Source organism: Streptomyces bobili (assembly GCF_002154575.1).
In the GTDB taxonomy this organism is placed as follows: domain Bacteria; phylum Actinomycetota; class Actinomycetes; order Streptomycetales; family Streptomycetaceae; genus Streptomyces; species Streptomyces bobili.
In genome coordinates, this window is record NZ_MUBA01000523.1 from 1 (window position 1) to 19,317 (window position 19,317).

The window sequence follows — 19,317 nt, forward strand, 5'->3', positions numbered from 1 at the left end:
GACGCGGGGTGTCTTTTCGAACTGGGCTGTGCTGCGGCGCAGTTGGGTGAGTTCGCCCCCGCCGCCCCTTCCCGACCCGCTGGGGGCGGAGCCCTCTGGGCGGCAACACCGGACCACGTGACCCCCTACGACGCCGTGCGGCAAGCCGTCCCCGCGGGCGACCTCTTCGCGCGGCACGCCGATGCCCTCGACCGGGGGGACGCGCCCGGACTCGACGCCGTCGCAGCCGAGTTGGAGGAACGCGGGTTCCTCCTGTTCGCGGCCGAGGCACACGCTCGGGCCGCACAACTGCACCGGGACGCCCGCGCGGCCCGCACCGCCCGTACCCGGGCCCTCGCCCTGGCCCGCCGCTGCCAGGGCGCCCGCACCCCCGCCCTGGCCGGCCTGGTGCTGGGCGAACTCACCACCCGTCAGCGCCAGATCGTCACCCTCGCCGCGGCCGGCCTCAGCAACCGGCAGATCGCCGAGCGGCTGACCCTGTCCGTGCGCACGGTCGGCAATCACCTGTACGGCGCGTACACCCGCCTCGGCGCGAACGACAGGGCGGCGCTGCCGTGGCTCGTGGAGCTGCCGGACACCAGGACCGCCTGACTTCCGGGCGACGGCGGGCGTTCAGGCGGCGCCGAACGCGGTGAACGCCCACCCCGTCGCCTGGTGCGGCGCGTCCCCCGGCAGGGCGGCGCGGGCGTCACGCAGGGCCTCCGCCAGGGACAGGCCGGCGCTGACCCCCTTGTGCAGGGCCAGCATCAGCGCGACGACCGCCTCGTCGTTGACGGGCGCGCTGCTCGCCACCACCCCGGCCGTGCCGAGCGGCAGCAACGCCGCGACCAGACCGAGGAGTTCGTCGGCGCCCACCGAGGCGAGGCGGGCGGTGTCACAACTGGACAGGATGATCCGGTACGGGCTGCGGGCGAGGCGCTCGAAGTCGTGCACGATCAGCGGTCCGTCGGCCATCCGCAGGGACGAGAACATGGGGCTGTCGGCCCGGAAGGTGCCGTGGGCGGCGATGTGCGCGAGCGCGGCCCCGTCCAGTTCCTCCAGAACCCGCGACGCGCGGGCGTCCTCGTGCTCCAGCACCGTCGGCCTGCCGTACCGGCCCGCCACCTCCGGTACCTCGGCGCCCCCGGTCGCCAGGCCCGGCCCCCGCACCAGCACCCGGCGCCCGCCCGGCGTCGGCTCGGTCTCCCGGGCGCGCAGCCAGCTGCTCGCCGACGGCGACACACTGAGCACCCGGTCCCGCAGCGACGGCAGCAGCGCCCACGGCACCTGATGCAGCCGGGCCGGGGGCACGACGACGACCGGGCCGGAGCCCAGCCGCGCGGCGGCCTCGCCGAGGAGCAGTTCCTCCAGTCGCCGGCCGGACGCCTCGACCACCGGCAGCCGCGCCTCCGCCCCCGGATGCGCCAGCCGCCGCAGCCCGGCCTGCACGTGCTCGGCCTCCCGCTCCGCCTCGGCCACCGCCCCGCCCGCGAACCGTCGCACCCGCCCGTCCCCGCACAACAGCACCTGCACCCGCCCGTCCAGTACGGCGATCTCGACCAGCCGTCCGCCGCCGAGCCGTTCCAGCAGCCGGCCCACGTCGAAGCGGTCGCCGTCCCCCGGGGACTCCCCGCGGATGTGCAGGGTGCGGGAGCGGATCTCCCGCTCCAGCCGGCGCTGTTCGCGCTCCAGCGTCGGCACCGGGCGGCCGTCCATCCGCGCGCCCTCCGCGCGGGCGGCGATCTCACGGTAGGCGGTGAGTCCGCTGAGCAGCGTGGGATCGGCGGGCGGCCGGGTGGGCGGCGCCGACAGGACGGTGGCCCGCCAGCGTTCGCTCCACATCAGCAACTGCCGCGGCCCGCCCCGCTCCAGGCTCACCTGCTGGGCGAGCGCGGCGAGTTCGGCACCCTGCGCGGTGGCGCGGGCCCGCAGTTCGGAGGCGCCCAGGGTGGTGCGGTGGTCGTCGAGGACGTCGAGACCGCGCCGGCAGGCTTCCAGCACGCCCCGCCCCGAACCGGTCGCGCGCGCCCACAGCGCCTGCGCCGCCCAGCCCGTCATCCGGGCCAGCGGCGGACCGCCCCGCCGGCTGCGCGCGGCGACCGCGAGATAGCGTTCGGCGTCCTCGGCCCAGTTCAGGTCCAGCGCGATGCGGCCGGCCAGCAGCCAGCCCTCCGGCGCGGCGGGCGCCCCGAACGAGGACAGCCGTTCGGCGACCCGGACCGCGTCCGCGACCAGGCGTCCCGAACTGCGCCCGGTCGCCACCCGTGCCTCGATCAGCACCAGTTGGGCGTGCGCCTCCCACCAGGTGCGGCGCTGTCCGGCGAACAGCCGCACGGCCAGGGCCGCCCGCGCGGTCGCCGTGACCGGATCGCCCGCGAGCCGGGCCGCCCGCGCCGCGGCCAGCAGCAGTTCGGCCTTGCGGGTGGACTGCCCGCCGAGCCCGTCGAGGACCGTGATCGCCGCGTCCGCCTCGGCGAGCGCCTCGGGCGCCAGCCCGGCCGCCATCAGCACCTCGCAGCGCCGGATGTCGAGCATGAAGGTGGGCGTGCCCAGCTTGGCGTACCGCTCCTCGGCCTCGTCGAGCAGCCGTAGCGCCGCCGGCACGTCACCCGAGCGGAACGCGGCCAGCCCCCGGCTCTCCACCGCGTCGGCCTTGTCGTGCTCCTGGCCGGTGGTGTCCCACAGTGCCTCGGCCGCCGTGAAGTCGGCGTCGGCCCGGTCCACCGCGCCGAGCGCCAGGTGCACGGTGGCGCGCAGGGTGAGGGCGCGCGCCGTCCAGATGACGTCGCCCGCCTGCCGCAGCACGGTGATCGCCCGGCGTACGTCGTCCAGCGCCTCGCGGTGATGCCCGAGGACCCACCAGGAGTAGGCCCGCCGGTACAGCACGCGCGCGCGGGTGTGCCCGGTGCCGCGCTCGATGCCGCGCTCGAACGCCGCGAGGCCCTGCCGGGTGCGGCCCGCGTGGACCAGGGCCACGCCGAGCGTGCCCAGGACGTCGGACTCCCGCTCGGCGGAGTCGGCGCGTGCCGCCAGTGTGCGGGCGCGCCGCAGATGTTCCAGGGCGAGACGCATGTCGCCCCAGTCCCGCTGCCAGATGCCGATCACCTGGTGGGCGACCGAGGCGTGCAGGGGCGGGGGATCGGTGTGGAGCACTCCCTCCGCCCGTGCCAGGGCGTCGTTGGGGGCGGCGAACACCATGGGCAGCAGTTCGAGAACCGTGTCGTTTCCCGCTGTCACCCCACGGATGGTAGTGCTCCGGTCGCATGTCACACAGGGCTGGAGTGGTTTCAGGACGTATCAATTGGACGTCGCGTCAACGGGCCGCGCGCACCGCCCGGCGCACGCCCTGGGGCGCGCGGCGCGTACGTCGAGGGCGCGAGGCCGCAACCGCACCCCTGGTCCCTGTCGTCGCACCACCTGTATCAGATGAGGGTCTCGCGGCTCTGACTGAAGACCATCGGGTTCAGGGGAGGACACGCCATGGCACCACAGCGATTCCACGAGCAGTTCGGGCAGATCCAACGCGCGCTGCCGGGAGTGCCGTTGGCGATGGGGCCGGACGACTCCGGCGAGTTCATCTACGAGAAGGGCGTCGTCCTCGCGCGCGACGGCGAGGAGGCCCAGGTCGTCGAGGACGCCGTCCGCACGCACTTCACCGCGGCGCCCGACCTCACGCCCGACCATGTGCGCCGGTCCGGACCGCAGGCCAACCGCTCCGGCATCACCCGCATCCAGGTCTCCGACCCCGGCCAGGGAGTGCCGGGCGCCGACCGCGCCGTCGCGGGAGCGCTGCGCGCCCTGCGCGGGGCCGAGAACCGCGTGGGCCGCCGGCTGGTCAGCCGCAACCACGTGGTGTCCATCGCGGTCAACGCCTGCCCCGGCGACGAGCCGGTCCCCGCCGCCTACAACGCGCCGCCCAACCCGGCCGCGGTCCAGGCCGCCCACGACCCGGCCGGCGCCGTCGGCGTGCTCGTCGTCGACACCGGCCTGATGCACGACTACCGCTCCTACCCGCTCCTCGCCCATACCGAGGGCGACGCGCAGATCCGGGAGACCGACGACAGCGGCGTCCTCCAGCAGTACGTCGGCCACGGCACGTTCATCGCCGGGCTGGTCGCGGCCGTCGCCCCCAACACCGACATCACGGTGCGCAACACCCTCAACGACGCCGGGGCGATCCTGGAGTACGACTTCGGCGACAAGCTCTTCGAGGCCGTCGAGGAGGGCGGCTGGCCCGACATCCTCAGCCTCTCCGCCGGCACCTCCAACGGCCGCGTCGACGGCCTCCTCGGTGTCGCCGCCTTCATGGACGAACTGCGCGCCCAGCGCACCCTGTTGGTGGCCGCCGCGGGCAACAACTCCAGCGCCACCCCGTTCTGGCCGGCCGCCTACGCCTCGCTGCCCGAGTACGCGGACGCCGTGCTGTCGGTCGGCGCGCTGCGCGGCGACGGCGAGTTCGGCGCCTGCTTCAGCAACCACGGCCCCTGGGTGCGGGTCTACGCCCCCGGCGAGCGCCTCACCAGCGCCCTCACCGGCTTCGGCAGCCCCGTCCCCTACGTGTACCAGCACTCCACCTACGACGCCTGCCGCTACGGCTTCGCCTACTCCTGCACCTGCCAGTCGCCGCGCCACACCGGGCAGTTGAGCGAGGAGACGGCGGCCACCGCGGGCAAGCCGGACCAGGTCATGTTCGAGGGGCTGGCCTCCTGGAGCGGCACCTCCTTCGCGACGCCCGTCGTCGCCGGACTGGTCGCCGCCCACATGACGGCCACCGGCCAGAGCGACCCGCGCGCCGCCGCCCGGGAACTCCTCGAGGCCGAGGCCGAGTCGGCCGAGGTGCGCGGCGCCCACGTCCCGGCGCTGCTGCCGGCCACCTGGACCCCGGTGCCCGTGGGGCAGCCGGCCGTCCCGGCGTGAGGCCGTCATGAGGTCCGGAGCCGGCCCCGTCACGGCGTACGATGACTTGCCGTACACAAGGGGTGGGACCGTGGACCGTAGTGAAGTCGGCGCGCTCGTCCAGTCCGCCGTAGACGGTGACACGGCGGCCTGGAAGGCGATCGTGGAAGGGCTGAGCCCGCTGGTCTGGTCGGTCGTGCGCGCGCATCGGCTCTCCGATGCCGACGGGCACGAGGTGTACCAGACGGTGTGGTTCCGGTTCGCCCAGCACCTCGGGCGGATCCGCGAACCCGACAAGGCGGGATCCTGGCTGGCGAGCACCGCGCGCAACGAGTGCCTGAAAGTGATCAAGAGCCTGCGGCGGCTGACACCGACGGACGATCCCCAGCTGCTCGACCGGGTCAGCGAGGAGCGTACGCCGGAGCAGTCGGTGCTGGACTCGGAGGAGGCGGCCGCGCAGAGTGAGCGCGTCCGCCACCTCTGGCAGGAGTTCGAGGCGCTCGGTGAGCGCTGCCGGCAGTTGCTGCGGGTGCTGATCTCCTCGCCGCCGCCCAGTTACCAGGAGGTCTCGGCCGCGCTGGGTATCGCCGTGGGCAGCATCGGACCGATGCGCCAGCGATGCCTGCGCCGCCTGCGGGCCCGACTCGACGCACGGGGAGCCCTGTGAACCACATGGACGACGCCATGGACGATGCCATGGACGACACCGACGACACCTTCGAGGAGGCCCCCGGTGAGGGGGAGTCCGACGACAGCGCCCTGGAGGCGGAACTCCGCGAGGCCGCCGCGATCCTCGACCCGGTACCGGCCGAGCTGCGCCTCCTCGCCGTCGAGGCCTACGCGCTGCACGACCTGGACGCGAAGATCGCCGAGCTGACCTTCGACTCGCTGGTCGACGCCATCCCGGTCAGGGGAGCCGTGGACGTACCGCGCATGCTCACCTTCCACACCGGCGGGCTGACCGTCGACGTCGAGGTGACCCCGCGCGGCATCATGGGCCAGCTGCTGCCCCCGCAGTCCGCGTCGATCGAGGTCCTCGACGGCCCCCGCGCCGGAGCGGCCCTGACCGCCGACGACATGGGCCGCTTCACCAGCGAGGCCCGGCCCACCGGCCCGTTCGCCCTGCGCCTGCGCGCGGGCGGCGAGGTCGTGGTCACCGAGTGGATGCGCGCCTGACGCGACAGGCACCTCCCGGCGGGCCGGCCGGCCCCGGTCAGCCGGAGACCGCGTCCACCAGGTCCGCCAGTGCCTCGGCGAGCCGGGTGAGGCCGGGGCCCGCCGGGCCGCCCGGTTCGCTCATGTAGGTGTCGCGGCGGATCTCCACCATCAGGGCGGAGACCCGCGGGTCCGTCCCGTAGTACGCCAGCGGCACGTACGTCCCGCCGAACGGGCTGTCGAGTCCGGTCTCCCCGATCGCCGCGAACGCCTCGCGCGCGGCGGCCGGCAGGTCGGGCGGGGTGTGGAAGGCGTCGGTGCCCAGGCACACCGGCGGGCGCGGGCCCTCGCCGTGCAGCTCGTAGGGGAGCGGCCCGGTGGGGTAGGAGTGCACGTCGATGATCACGGCCCGGCCGACGGCCGCCAGCCGCTCGCCGACGGCGTCGGTCATCGCCGCCGCGTACGGACGGAAGTACCTCTCGATCAGCGGCTCGGGATCGGCGTCCGCGCCGCGCAGGACACCTCGGTGGGTGGTCCGTGTGTACACCGCGCCCATCCCCACCGACAGCATCTCCTCGCGCTCGTCGGGGAACCGCTCCGGGTCGACGACCAGCCGTGACAGCCGGTTGACGAACCGCCACGGCGTCACCGCGGCCCGCCGCGCCGCCGCCTCGGCGATCTCCGCGGTGTGCGCGTCGGTGATGTGGTCCAGCTCCCGTTCCAGCGCCGGACCGTCCAGGACGATTCCCCTGCGTACGTCCGGCGGTATCTCCCGTGCCGAGTGCGGCACGTGCAGGATCACCGGCGACCCGCTTGCACCGGGCAGAAACGTGAAGGACGGTTCGGCAGGGGTCATACGAGGGCTCCCAGGCGGCTGATCGGATGCGAAGCTGCACGATCAAGGTGCCACATCGCCGAGGCCGCCCCGCCACGCACCTCCGCCCCGGCCGGGCGGTGCACCGGTCGGGGCGGAGGCGTGCGGGCGGGTGAGCGTCAGCTCAGGGAGGCGAGCAGCTCGTTCCAGGTGGCCGACGGGCGCATGACCGCCGCCGCCTTCTCCGGGTCGGGCCGGTAGTAGCCGCCGATGTCGACGGACTGGCCCTGGACGGAGTTCAGCTCCTCGACGATCTTCTGCTCGTTCGCCGCGAGGGACTCGGCGAGCTGGGCGAAGGCCTTCGCGAGGTCGGCGTCCTCGGTCTGCCGCGCCAGCTCCTGCGCCCAGTACAGGGAGAGGAAGAAGTGGCTGCCGCGGTTGTCGATGCCGCCGACGCGACGGGTCGGGGACTTGTCCTCGTTGAGGAAGGTCGCCGTGGCGCGGTCGAGGGCGTCGGCGAGGACCTTCGCGCGGGCGTTGCCCGTGAACTCGGCGTACTGCTCCAGCGAGGGGACCAGTGCGAAGAACTCACCGAGGGAGTCCCAGCGCAGGTAGTTCTCCTTGACGAGCTGCTGGACGTGCTTGGGCGCGGAACCGCCGGCGCCCGTCTCGAACAGGCCGCCGCCCGCCATCAGCGGGACCACCGACAGCATCTTGGCGCTGGTGCCCAGCTCCAGGATCGGGAACAGGTCGGTGAGGTAGTCGCGCAGCACGTTGCCGGTCACCGAGATGGTGTCCTCGCCGCGGCGGATGCGCTCCACCGACAGCTTGGTGGCCTCGACCGGGTTGAGGATCCGGATGTCCAGGCCCTCGGTGTCGTGCTCCGCCAGGTACGTGTCGACCTTGGCGATGAGCTGGGCGTCGTGGGCGCGGGTCTCGTCCAGCCAGAACACCGCCGGGTTGCCGGTGGCGCGGGCACGGGTGACGGCCAGCTTGACCCAGTCGCGGATCGGGGCGTCCTTGGTCTGGCAGGCACGGAAGATGTCACCCCGGGCGACCGGCTGCTCCAGGACGACGTTGCCGTCCTGGTCGACGAGTCGGACCGTGCCGGCGGACTTGACCTCGAAGGTCTTGTCGTGGGAGCCGTACTCCTCGGCCTTCTGCGCCATCAGGCCGACGTTGGGGACCGAGCCCATGGTCGAGGGGTCGTAGGCGCCGTGGGCGCGGCAGTCGTCGATGACGGCCTGGTAGACGCCGGAGTAGGAGGAGTCCGGCAGCACCGCGAGGGTGTCGGCCTCCTCGCCGTCCGGGCCCCACATGTGGCCGGAGGTGCGGATCATGGCCGGCATCGAGGCGTCGACGATCACGTCGGACGGCACGTGCAGGTTGGTGATGCCCTTGTCGGAGTCGACCATCGCCAGGGCCGGGCCCTCGGCCAGCTCGGCCTCGAAGGAGGCCTTGATCGCGTCGGCCTCGGGCAGGGCCTCAAGGCCCTTGAGGATGCCGCCGAGACCGTCGTTCGGGGTGAGCCCGGCGGCGGCCAGGGTCGCGCCGTACTGCTCGAAGGTCTTCGGGAAGAAGGCGCGCACCACGTGACCGAAGATGATCGGGTCGGAGACCTTCATCATGGTGGCCTTGAGGTGCACCGAGAACAGCACGTCCTCGGCCTTGGCGCGGGCGATCTGCGCGGTGAGGAACTCGCGCAGCGCGGCCACGTGCAGCACGGACGCGTCGACGACCTCGTCCTTGAGGACCGGTACGGACTCGCGCAGGACGGTGGTGGTGCCGTCCTCGCCGACCAGCTCGATGCGCAGGGAGCCGTCCCCGGAGATCACGGCGGACTTCTCGGTGGAGCGGAAGTCGTTCTCCCCCATGGTCGCGACGTTGGTCTTGGACTCGGAGGTCCAGGCGCCCATGCGGTGCGGGTGGGTCTTGGCGTAGTTCTTGACCGACGCGGGGGCGCGGCGGTCGGAGTTGCCCTCGCGCAGGACCGGGTTCACGGCCGAACCCTTGATCTTGTCGTAGCGGGACTGGATGTCCCGCTCCTCGTCGGTCTTGGGGTCGTCCGGGTAGGCCGGCAGCGCGTAGCCCTGCGCCTGAAGCTCGGCGATCGCGGCCTTCAGCTGCGGGATCGACGCCGAGACGTTCGGCAGCTTGACGATGTTCGCCTGGGGCGTCTTGGCCAGCTCGCCCAGTTCGTGCAGGTCGTCCGCGATCCGCTGGTCCTCGGTGAGGTACTCCGGGAACACGGCGATGATGCGCCCGGACAGCGAGATGTCCCGCGTCTCCACGGAGACACCGGCCTGCGAGGCGTACGCCTGGACCACCGGCAGGAAGGAATACGTCGCCAGGGCCGGGGCCTCGTCAGTGTGCGTATAGATGATGGTCGAGTCAGTCACCGGGTGCTCCGCTCCACGTCTGCAACATTGCTCGACATCAAGATATCTCGTGACCGACCCGGACTCGACAGGACCCCACGGCGGGCGCGTACCCGGTGCGGGACGCCACGGCGGCCGGTCCCGTACCGGACCGGCCGCCGTGGGCGAGATCCCGCCAAGGGGATCGGCTGTGCGGAAGGGGGTCAGTCGTGCAGGGCCGTCGGCGGCACCAGGTCGTCGCCCGTGCGCTGCTGCGGGATGACCACCGCGCCCTGCTGGAGGGCCACGGTCCGGGCGGGCGCCGGGATGCGGATGCCCTCGGCCTGGTAGCGGCGGTGCAGCCGCTTGATGAACTCGTGCTTGATCCGGAACTGGTCGCTGAACTCGCCGACGCCCAGGATCACCGTGAAGCCGATCCGCGAGTCGCCGAAGGTGTGGAAGCGGACCAGCGGCTCGTGGTCGGGGACGGCGCCGGTGATGTCCGTCATCACCTCGGTGACGACCTCGCAGGTCACCCGCTCGACGTGCTCCAGGTCACTGTCGTAGGCGACGCCCGCCTGCACCAGGATGGTCAGCTGCTGCTCGGGGCGCATGAAGTTGGTCATGTTGGACTTGGCGAGCTGCCCGTTGGGGATCACGACCAGGTTGTTGGAGAGGTTGCGCACGGTCGTCTGCCGCCAGTTGATGTCCTCGACATAGCCCTCCTCGCCGCTGCTGAGCCGGATGTAGTCGCCACGCTGGACGGTCTTGGAGGCGAGGATGTGGATGCCCGCGAAGAGGTTGGCGAGGGTGTCCTGGAGGGCCAGCGCGACGGCCAGACCGCCGACGCCGAGGGCGGTCAGCATCGGCGCTATGGAGACGCCCAGGCTCTGGAGCGCGACCAGGAAGCCGAGCGCCAGGACCAGGACGCGGGTGATGTTGACGAAGATCGTGGCGGAGCCGGCGACGCCGGAGCGGGAGTGCGTGACGCTCTGCACCAGCCCCGCGACGACCCGGGCCGCCGACACCGTCACCGCGAAGATCAGCAGGACGGTCAGGCTCTGGTTGACGGTGTGCTGGACCGGCTTGGTCAGCGGCAGTACGGCCGCCGCGGCCGCCCCGCCGGCCACCAGCGCCGCCCACGGTACGACCGTGCGCAGCGCGTCCACGACGACGTCGTCGCCGCTCCACTTGGTGCGCTTGGCGTGCTTGCCCAGCCAGCGCAGCAGCGTCCGTGACAGGAACGCCACCAACAGGCCGGTGGCCAGGGCGATTCCGGCGAGGACGGCGTCGTCGAGGGTCAGCGCGCGGTTCACCGGTCGCCTCCGGAGGGACGGTCGGCGGCGAAGCGGGTCGCCGACGGTCGGATGTGAAGTGTGCTCACGTGGTCACCTGCTCGATTCCGGGAAGTGCGAAGTGCGGTCGCGTCCGTCACGTGCGCGGACGCGACCGCTCATCCTGCCGTACGAGGAACGGCAGTTCGTACCCGGCGACCGGCTCAGACGATGCCTTCGGCCAGCTCCGCCCGTTCCCGGTCCGAGCCGTACGCGGCGGCCGTGGGCGTGCCGTAGGAACGGCGGGCCACGAACCACCACACCGTGGCCAGGACCAGCACGACGGCGAGGGCGAGGGAGGCGTAGTTCATCGTGCCCGCCGTCACCGGTGAGGACTGCGGCAGGCAGAACAGGACCGTCACACAGGCCACCCACACCACGGCGATCCAGCCGATCGGCCTGCTCCAGCGGCCCAGACTCCAGGGACCTGGCCGGAAACGGTCCCCGGCGCGCAGACGCAGCAGGATGGGGATGGCGTACGCGGGCGTGATGCCGATGACGTTGATCGCCGTGACCGCGCCGTAGGCCGTCGCGGAGTACAGCGACGGCAGGGCGAGCACGCCGGCGACGACGACCGACAGCCATACGGCGGCGACCGGGGTCTGGGTGCGGGCGCTGACCTTGCGCCACAGGTGCGAGCCCGGCAGGGCGCCGTCCCGGCTGAACGCGAACACCATCCGGCTGGCCGCGGCGACCTCGGCGTTGCCGCAGAACAGCTGGGCCACGATCACGACGAGCAGCAGCGCGCTCGCCCCGTCCGTGCCGAGCCCGTCCAGGAGGATCTGCGCGGGCGGTACGCCGGTCTCGGTGGCGAGCGTGGCGTCGTAGTCCTGGATGGCGAAGGTGAGGCCCGCGAGGAGCACGAAGCCCGCCGCCCAGGACACCCAGATGGAGCGGACGATGCCGCGCGCCGCCGACACCGACGCGTTGGCGGTCTCCTCCGACAGGTGGGCGGAGGCGTCGTAGCCGGAGAACGTGTACTGCGCGAGGAGGAGGCCGATCGCCGCCACGTACAGCGGGTTCTCCCAGCCGGTGTTGTTGACGAACTCGCCGAAGACGAAGGACGGCGACCGGTGGTGGTCGGGGACGATCGCCAGCGCGCCGACGATGAGCGCGACGCCCGCCAGGTGCCACCAGACGGAGACCGAGTTCAGGACGCTGACGAGGCGCACGCCGAACAGGTTCAGTACGGCGTGCAGCAGCAGGATCGCCACGAAGATCAGCATCGTCTTCTCCGGCGTCGGCTCGAAGCCCCACTGGAGATTGGCGAACGCGCCCGCGAACAGGGCTGCGCCGTAGTCGATGCCGGCGATCGCGCCGAGCAGTCCGAGCAGGTTCAGCCAGCCCGTGTACCAGCCCCAGCGCCGCCCGCCGAGCCGGTCCGCCATGTAGTAGAGGGCACCGGACGTCGGGTACGCGCTGGTGACCTCGGCCAGCGCCAGCCCCACGCACAGCACGAACAGGCCGACCCCGGCCCAGCCCCACAGCATCACGGCGGGACCGCCCGCACCCATGCCGAAGCCGTACAGGGTCATGCAGCCGGAGAGGATCGAGATGACGGAGAAGCTGATCGCGAAGTTGCCGAAGCCGCCCATACGGCGGGCCAGCACGGGCCGGTAGCCCAGCTCGCGCAGCCGCTGCTCCTCGTCGGGCCGCGGGACGGAGGCGGGGACCGCCGGTTCGGGCGCGGGCAGTGGTGGTTCGGATGTGCTGGACATGCCAGAGCCTCCCAAGTGGGGTGGGTGGTGGGGGAAGTGACGGCTGGTCAGGGCCGCGCGGGAGGGCTGTTTCAGCCGTCCGCGGCCGGTGTGGCCGACCGGCTGCGGGTGCGGGCCCGGAGGAACACCTGCGCGGCCTCGCCATGGTCGCCGGGCACGGCGGTGCGGTACGCCCAGGGCACAGGCGTGTGACAGGGGCCGATCGCGTCGAACACCTGCGCAGCGTCGGCGAATCGGTGCGCTCCCCACAGCGCGTGGGCGAGATGGTTGAGGTCCAGCGGGGAGCGTTCGGCGGGGGCGCTGGGCCCGAACCAGGCCGTGTGCGCGTGCAGCGCCTCGCGGGTGGCGTCCTCGGCCACCCAGTGCAGGTCCAGGGCGGCCTCCCGCCCGCCGCCGCGCCGGTAGCGCTCGACCCGGACGTACAGCGGCAGGACGTGCAGCGCGGAGCCCGGCGGGGCGTCCTCGGCGGCCAGGTAGGCGAAGCCCGCCGCCTCCGCGAGCCGGCCGGACGCCGACCGCGCGTACAGGAACTGCAGCATGCGGTGGTGGGCCTCGCGGTTGTGCGGGTCGCGCTTGACGGCCTCGTCCAGCAGCCCCCACGGGCCGGGCGGCAGGGTCGGGTCCGGCGGCGGCGCCCGGTGCTCCTCCCACGCCTGCTCGCGGTCCAGCTGGGCCAGGGCCAGCAGGCACACCCACGGCACCGGATCCGACGGGGCGGCGCGGGCGGCGCCCTGGCTCATGTCCCAGGCCTCGATCCACAGTTCGTGGGTACGGCGGTGCCGTTCGCGGTGCGCCCGCAGGGCCCGCTCGACGGCGACCCGGGCCCGCATCACGGCGGCCGGCACGCTGTCCGGTTCCTCGGCGAGCCATGCCCGGATCACATCGGTGCCGGCCGCTCCCGCGGCGAGGACCTGGGTGCGCTGCGTCCACTGCCACCAGTGCGTCGTGCGCTCCAGCAGGATCCGCATCGACAGCCAGCGGCCGGCGCGCACCTCCTGGAGCGCGGTCCGCAGTTCACCGTCGTGGCCCGCGGGGTCGTAGGCGGGGAGTGCTCCGTCTCTGGCCATCAGCCACTCGCTCCCGGTCGGGGGTCGAGCGGGACGGCAAGGTGGAGTAACAACAGCCCTCCTCGGGGCGGCGGATGAGGAGATCGCCTGGGTTCGGCGGTCACTATAGGGCGGGCCGCAGCCCGTCGCGCATGCTTTCGGATCGATGCGACAGGGCTTGTCAATACTGCAATTGACTGGTGATCGGCCGGTGTCCGGGTGGCTGGATCGGTGCAGGTGGGGGCCTCTTGACGGAGCGGCCCGTCCGACGGCAGGCTGAGCGTCTCTCGTTTGGATCACGCCGGGCTCGCGGGGTCTGGCACCGCACCTCGCCACGTCGTCGTCGGTCTCCCCACTCTCGGCTTCGCTCGAGCGGGAGGGGCCCCCACGGGCTCCGCCCCTGACTCCCTCCTCCGCCTTGCGATGCTCCCCCACTGCCCGAAAGGCGTGGGAGGTGCCCCCAGCACCAGACGCCGCTACCTGATCCGGCCTGATCCAAACGAAAGAGCCTAGCCCGCCGATCACCTAGGGAGGAACGTGATGACGGGTCCGGTACTGGCCGTCGACCAGGGCACGTCCGGCACCAAGGCCCTGGTGATCTGCCCCGAACGCGGCGTCCTGGGCACCGGTTTCGCGGCCGTACGCCCCCGCCCCCTGCCCGGCGGCCTCGTCGAGGCCGACCCGGCCGAGCTGTACGCCTCGGTGCTGGACGCCGGCCGGCGCGCGCTCGCCGAAGCCGGCGAACCCGTCGTCGCGATGGGCCTCGCCAACCAGGGCGAGACCGTCCTCGCCTGGGACCCGGCGACCGGCCGGCCGCTCACCGACGCCCTCGTCTGGCAGGACCGCCGTGCCGACACCGTCTGCCACGAACTCGCCCCGCACGCGGACGAGTTGCGCGAACTGACCGGCCTGCCCGTCGACCCCTACTTCGCGGCCCCCAAAATGGCCTGGATCCGCCGTCACCTCACCGCCGAGGGAGTCGTCACCACCAGCGACGCCTGGCTCACCCACCGCCTCACCGGCGCCTACGTCACCGACGCGGCGACCGCGGGCCGCACCCAGCTCCTCGACCTCGACAAGGTCACCTGGTCACCGCGCGCCCTCGACCTGTACGGCCTGTCGGGGGAGCGGCTCCCCGAGATCGTCGACAACGCCCGACCGGTGGGAACGACAGGCGTCTTCGGGTACGACATCCCGCTCACCGGCCTCGCCGTCGACCAGCAGGCCGCCCTGCTCGCCCAGCGCGTCACCGCACCCGGCACCGCCAAGTGCACCTACGGAACAGGCGCGTTCCTCCTCGCCCCGACCGGCACCACCCCCCGGCGCGCCACCTCAGGGCTGGTCAGCTGCGTCGCCTGGCGGCTCGCCGGACGCGCCGAGTACTGCCTCGACGGACAGGTGTACACGGCCGCCTCCGCCGTACGCTGGCTCGCCGACCTCGGCGTCATCACGGGCGCCGCCGACCTCGACCCCGTCGGCGCGGCCGTCCCCGACAGCGGTGGCGTCACCTTCGTCCCGGCCCTCGCGGGACTCGCCGCCCCCTGGTGGCGCGGCGACCTGCGCGGCTCCCTCACCGGACTCGGCCTGGACACCACCCCCGGCCACCTGGTGCGCGCCCTGTGCGAGGGCCTGGCCGCACAGGTGGTGGAGCTGGCCGAGGCAGCGGCGGCCGACCTCGGCACCCCCGTGACGCTGCTGCGCGTCGACGGCGGCCTGACGCGCTCCGCCCTCCTCATGCAGACCCAGGCCGACCTGCTGCAACGCCCGGTCGAGGTGTCCGCTCTGCCCGACGCCACGGCCCTCGGCGTGGGCGCCCTGGCCCGCCTCGGCGCCGCTCCGGGCACGACGTTGGCCGAAGCGCTCCCCGAGGGCAAGCCGTCGGCAGTGTACGAGCCCCGCGTCTCGGCCGACGAGGCGGCGGACCGCCTGGGCCGCTTCCGCGCCGCCGTGACCGCCCTGCTGGACGGCGCCCCGGCATGACGGTGACCGCCCGTGGCCCGCTGCCGGCGGAACCGTACGACGTGGTGATCGTGGGCGCCGGTGTCGTCGGCTGCGCCATCGCCCGCGCACTGGCCCGCCGCCCCCGCCTGAGGGTCGCCCTCGTCGAGGCACAGGACGACATCGGCCAGGGCACCTCGAAGGCCAACACCGCGATCCTGCACACCGGTTTCGACGCGGTGCCCGGCTCCCTGGAGGCGCGGCTCGTCCGCGAGGGCGCCCGCCTGCTCACCGCGTACGCCGCCGAGTCAGGCATCCCCCTCGACCCGGTCGGCGCCCTCCTCGTGGCCTGGGACGAGGAACAGCTCGCCGCCCTGCCCCGCCTCGCGGAGAAGGCCGAACGCAACGAGTACCGGGACGCCAGCCTCCTCGGCCCCGCCGAACTCCACGAGCGCGAACCGCACTTGGGGCCCGGCGCGCTCGGCGCCCTGCACGTGCCCGGCGAGAGCGTCATCTGCCCGTGGACCACTCCGCTGGCGTACGCCACCCAGGCGGTCCAGCACGGAGTCGACCTCCACCTCAACTCCCGTGTAGAGCAGGTGAGTCGGCGCGGCGACACGCACACGCTCGGCACCGGCCGGGGCACCCTGCGCGCCCGTCGCCTCGTCAACGCGGCCGGACTGCACGCCGACACCCTCGACCGGCGCCTCGGCCACCACGACTTCACCGTCACCCCGCGCCGCGGCCAGCTCATCGTCTTCGACACCCTCGCCCGCGACCTCGTCCGCCACATCCTGCTGCCCGTCCCCACCGCCCTCGGCAAGGGCGTCCTCGTCGCCCCCACCGTGTACGGCAACGTCCTCCTCGGCCCCACCGCCGAGGACCTCGACGACAGACGGGCCACCCAATCCACCGCGGAGGGCCTCACCGCCCTGCGTGCCCAGGGCGCCCGCATCCTGCCCGCCCTCCTCGACGAGGAGGTCACCGCCGTCTACGCCGGCCTGCGCGCCGCCACCGAGCACGAGGACTACCGCATCACCGCCCACCCACGGGACGGATCCGTCACCGTCGGCGGCATCCGCTCCACCGGCCTCACCGCGTCCCTCGCCATCGCCGCCCACGTCACCGGCCTGCTGGCGGACGAGACCGGCCTCGACCTCGGCCCCGCCCGCGCCCTGGAACCGGTGCGGATGCGCGACCCCCGCCCCAGCGCCGACCGCATCGCCGCGGATCCCGAGTACGGCACCCTCGTCTGCCACTGCGAGCACGTCTCCCGCGGCGACCTCCGCGACGCGCTCGCCGGCCCGATCCCGCCCCGCACCCTCGACGGCCTGCGCCGCCGCACCCGCGCCCGCGCGGGCCGCTGCCAGGGCACGTACTGCGGGCCCGCCGTGCGGGCCCTGCTGGAAGAGACGACGCGGGCGTGACGACCGCACGCGAGGTCGACGTCCTCATCGTCGGCGCGGGCCCCGCCGGGCTCGCGGCAGCCGCCCGCCTCGCCGCGGCAGGCGTCGGCCGGGTCGAGGTCCTGGAGCGGGAAGCGGCAGCCGGCGGAGTACCCCGCCACTGCGCGCACGGCGGCTACGGCACCTTCCTGCACCCCCTGACCGGCCCGGCGTACGCCCGCCTCCTGGTCACCGCGGCAGGGCAGGCCGGCGCCACCGTCCGCACCGGCGTCACCGCCCTCGACTGGGCCGGCCCCCTGTCCCTGCACACCCTGAGCCCCGACGGCCCCGAGACGGTCGCCGCCCGCGCGGTCGTCCTCGCCACCGGCGCCCGTGAACGCCCCCGCGCGGCCCGCCTGGTGCCCGGCACCCGCCCGGCGGGGGTCCACACCACGGGCGAACTCCAGCGGGCCGTCCACCTCCACGGGCAGCACATCGGCACGCGGGCGGTGGTCGTCGGCGCCGAGGACGTCTCCTACACGGCGGCCGACACCGTACGGGCCGCGGGCGCCACCGTCGTCGCGATGCTCACGGAGCACACCCGCGCGCAGACCGCTCCCGCACGCGCCGCCGACCACCGGCTGCGCCACGGCGTTCCACTCCTCACCGGTACCACGGTCACCGAACTCCTCGGCCACGGACGCCTGTCGGGCGTACGCGTCCGGCACCGGGACGGCCGCACTGCCGTACTGCCCTGCGACACCGTCGTGTTCACCGGCGACTTCGTCCCCGACCACGAACTGGCCCGCCGCGCCCGCCTGCTGCTCGACCCCGGCACCCGAGGCCCCGCCGTCGACGGCGCGCTGCGCACCTCCCGTCCGGGCGTCTTCGCGGCCGGCAGTCTGGCGCACCCCGCGGAGAGCGCGGCGACCGCGACCCGCGACGGCGTCCACGCGGCCGGCGCCGTCCTGGCCCACCTCGGGGGCGCCCGACTCCCGCCCGGCGTCCCCCTGGCGGTGGCCGCGCCCCTGCGCTGGATCGCCCCGAACCGCGTCACCCCGTCCGACCGGCTCCCGTACGTCCTGCGCACGGCGACGGAACTGGCCCGCCCTGTCCTGTACGTCACCCAGAACGGCCGGGTCCTGCACCGCGAGCGGCTGCGCACCGCGCTGCCGAACCGCACCCTGCGGCTGCCGGCCGGCTGGACCCACCGGGTCGACCCCGGCGCGGGGCCGGTGTCGGTGTCGGTGTCGGTGTCGGTCACGGTGAGCTGATCAGCCGGGGACGCCCGCCCGGTCCAGCAGGGCCGTCATCTCGGCGACCGGCAGCAGCGGGTTGGCGGCGGCGGCGAACCCCACCTCGGGGTCGTCCAGCAGCTCGACGACCCGCCGCACCGCCAGCCTGCGGTCCGATGCCGCCATCAGGCGGACGAACCCGTCCGGGTCCCGACTCAGCCGCTCCACCAGCTCTGGCGTCGCGGCGGGGTCGCGCAGCGCGAGGGCGCGCGCCTGCGGATCGGCCGCGTCGGCGAACCGCTCCGCGAGCCCGGCCGAGGGGAACCCGGGCCGCGAGACCAGTACGCCGACGGCCCGGTGCGTCCCGTGCAGGTACAGGTCGAGCAGCAGCTCCGGCGGCGCCTTCGGATGCCGCTCGGCCAGCAGCAGCCGTACGGCGAAGTCCTCGTCGTCCGCGAGGAGTCCGACGCAGTCGTCCGGCAACTCGGCGCACACCGCGGCACTGCGGCGCAGCCAGGTGTGGGCCGACCGGGCGCACCGGCGCAGCAACTCCCCGTCCGCACGGCCCCGCCACACCCACACCAGTGGCTCCAGCCGGTCCTCCTCCGTCACCTTCCAGTCGATCGCCGCGCGTTGTTCCTCCGTGAGTTCGGCACGGGCGGACACCGCGAGGCGTACGGCCGGATCCTCGTGCCCGGCCAGCGTGGCCGCGAGGTCGGCGGGGAACGTGGGGTTGCCCACGAGCCGGGCGAGTCGCGTGGTGTCGGTGTCCAGGAACTCGGCGAGCAGGCGTTCGGCGAGGCCGCACTCCAGCCGGCCGTGCGCGAGGACGTCCCACAGCCAGAGGTGGTCGGCGCGCGTCTCGACCAGCCAGGCGGTGCGCTCCTCGTCGTCCGCCATGACCTGCAGCGCCGCCGCCGTACGCACCTCGGGGTCCGGATCGTCGAGCAGGGCCCCACGCACCTGCGGCGCCAGCTCATCCCAGATCCTGCGGCAGGCCGCGCGGCGGAAGAACGGGTCCTCGTGGGTGGCGAGCGGCAGCAGGACATGGGCGGGCGTGGAGGGCGCGTTCGCCGTCTCGTACCGGACGTTGGCGTTGTCGTGGGCCAACAGCCGCTCGTAGGCCGCGTCGGGGAGCGGCGGCGCGGTCGTGCCGTACGGGTGCGGGCCGCAGGCGACGAGGATCGCGTCCGAGGCCGGACCGTCCAGGAGACGGGCCCGCAGCGCGGGATCGGCGCCCGCGCTCTCCGCCAGCGCGCCCCGCACCCGCCGGTCGGGATGCGCCAGCAGAGCCTCCGCCACCTCGTCGGGCACCGACGCCCGATACGTCAGCCGGGCCACCGTGGACCACTCGTGATCGAACTTCAGCAGCCGCAGGAGGACGGAGGCGGGAGCGGCCGGGTTGGCGGCCAGACCGGGTACCGCGTCAAGTGCCGCCATGGTGATCTGGTTCCCCCGTC

Annotated in this window: 14 protein-coding genes; 7 read left to right on the plus strand and 7 right to left on the minus strand. The window is 73.8% G+C overall.

All coding sequences use genetic code 11. The features are described 5' to 3' along the window. A partial coding sequence (locus tag BZL64_RS32355; RefSeq protein WP_143663368.1) for a helix-turn-helix transcriptional regulator occupies positions 1 to 591 on the plus strand: 591 nt, incomplete at its 5' end. A gap of 21 nt (positions 592 to 612) precedes the next feature. Here BZL64_RS32355 and BZL64_RS32360 read toward each other — a convergent pair. Further along, positions 613 to 3,177 carry a CHAT domain-containing protein gene (locus BZL64_RS32360; protein WP_086772699.1) on the minus strand — a complete coding sequence of 855 codons (2,565 nt, stop codon included), beginning with the start codon at positions 3,175 to 3,177 and terminating at the stop codon, positions 613 to 615. Positions 3,178 to 3,459: 282 nt separating this feature from the next. Here BZL64_RS32360 and BZL64_RS32365 point away from each other — a divergent pair, with 282 nt between their 5' ends. From BZL64_RS32365 to BZL64_RS32375, 3 genes are read left to right on the plus strand one after another with little or no spacing between them, the layout of a single operon-like run. Beyond that, the gene (locus tag BZL64_RS32365) at positions 3,460 to 4,896 is read left to right on the plus strand and encodes a S8/S53 family peptidase (RefSeq protein ID WP_086772685.1); all 1,437 of its coding nucleotides are present in this window, start codon (positions 3,460 to 3,462) and stop codon (positions 4,894 to 4,896) included. 7 nt (positions 4,897 to 4,903) lie between these two features. Then, on the plus strand, positions 4,904 to 5,542 hold the full coding sequence (locus tag BZL64_RS32370) for an RNA polymerase sigma factor (RefSeq protein ID WP_190046573.1): 639 nt from the start codon (positions 4,904 to 4,906) through the stop codon (positions 5,540 to 5,542). Positions 5,543 to 5,559: 17 nt separating this feature from the next. Then, positions 5,560 to 6,051 (plus strand): hypothetical protein, encoded by a 492-nt coding sequence (locus BZL64_RS32375; protein ID WP_208639563.1) that lies wholly within the window; start codon positions 5,560 to 5,562, stop codon positions 6,049 to 6,051. A 37-nt stretch (positions 6,052 to 6,088) separates the two neighbouring features. Here the strand turns inward: BZL64_RS32375 and BZL64_RS32380 are convergent, their stop codons facing one another. The 5 genes from BZL64_RS32380 to BZL64_RS32400 all read right to left on the minus strand — a co-directional run bounded on the left by BZL64_RS32380 (position 6,089) and on the right by BZL64_RS32400 (position 13,320). Beyond that, positions 6,089 to 6,886, minus strand: a complete 798-nt coding sequence (locus BZL64_RS32380) for an N-formylglutamate amidohydrolase (protein ID WP_086772687.1) — start codon at positions 6,884 to 6,886, stop codon at positions 6,089 to 6,091. A 137-nt stretch (positions 6,887 to 7,023) separates the two neighbouring features. Then, a complete protein-coding gene (locus BZL64_RS32385) occupies positions 7,024 to 9,243 on the minus strand; it encodes an NADP-dependent isocitrate dehydrogenase (protein WP_086772688.1) in 2,220 nt (739 codons plus the stop codon). Between the two features lie 182 nt (positions 9,244 to 9,425). After that, the gene (locus BZL64_RS32390; protein ID WP_086772689.1) at positions 9,426 to 10,517 is read right to left on the minus strand and encodes a mechanosensitive ion channel family protein; all 1,092 of its coding nucleotides are present in this window, start codon (positions 10,515 to 10,517) and stop codon (positions 9,426 to 9,428) included. Positions 10,518 to 10,699: 182 nt separating this feature from the next. After that, positions 10,700 to 12,253, minus strand: coding sequence for an amino acid permease (locus BZL64_RS32395; RefSeq protein WP_167396227.1), 1,554 nt, complete (start codon positions 12,251 to 12,253; stop codon positions 10,700 to 10,702). A gap of 71 nt (positions 12,254 to 12,324) precedes the next feature. Beyond that, on the minus strand, positions 12,325 to 13,320 hold the full coding sequence (locus BZL64_RS32400; protein WP_086772690.1) for a hypothetical protein: 996 nt from the start codon (positions 13,318 to 13,320) through the stop codon (positions 12,325 to 12,327). Between the two features lie 519 nt (positions 13,321 to 13,839). On the opposite strand from BZL64_RS32400, the gene BZL64_RS32405 reads away from it, so the two are divergent. From BZL64_RS32405 to BZL64_RS32415, 3 genes are read left to right on the plus strand one after another with little or no spacing between them, the layout of a single operon-like run. Continuing rightward, the gene (locus tag BZL64_RS32405; RefSeq protein ID WP_086772691.1) at positions 13,840 to 15,279 is read left to right on the plus strand and encodes an FGGY family carbohydrate kinase; all 1,440 of its coding nucleotides are present in this window, start codon (positions 13,840 to 13,842) and stop codon (positions 15,277 to 15,279) included. Continuing rightward, positions 15,276 to 16,664 carry an NAD(P)/FAD-dependent oxidoreductase gene (locus BZL64_RS32410; RefSeq protein ID WP_086772692.1) on the plus strand — a complete coding sequence of 463 codons (1,389 nt, stop codon included), beginning with the start codon at positions 15,276 to 15,278 and terminating at the stop codon, positions 16,662 to 16,664. The genes BZL64_RS32405 and BZL64_RS32410 overlap by 4 nt, the downstream gene beginning before the upstream one ends. Continuing rightward, positions 16,661 to 17,896, plus strand: a complete 1,236-nt coding sequence (locus BZL64_RS32415; protein WP_086772693.1) for an NAD(P)/FAD-dependent oxidoreductase — start codon at positions 16,661 to 16,663, stop codon at positions 17,894 to 17,896. The genes BZL64_RS32410 and BZL64_RS32415 overlap by 4 nt, the downstream gene beginning before the upstream one ends. Here BZL64_RS32415 and BZL64_RS32420 read toward each other — a convergent pair whose 3' ends face one another. Further along, complete coding sequence (locus BZL64_RS32420; protein WP_086772694.1) at positions 17,897 to 19,297, minus strand: hypothetical protein; 1,401 nt, start codon at positions 19,295 to 19,297, stop codon at positions 17,897 to 17,899. Positions 19,298 to 19,317: the final 20 nt, after the last annotated feature.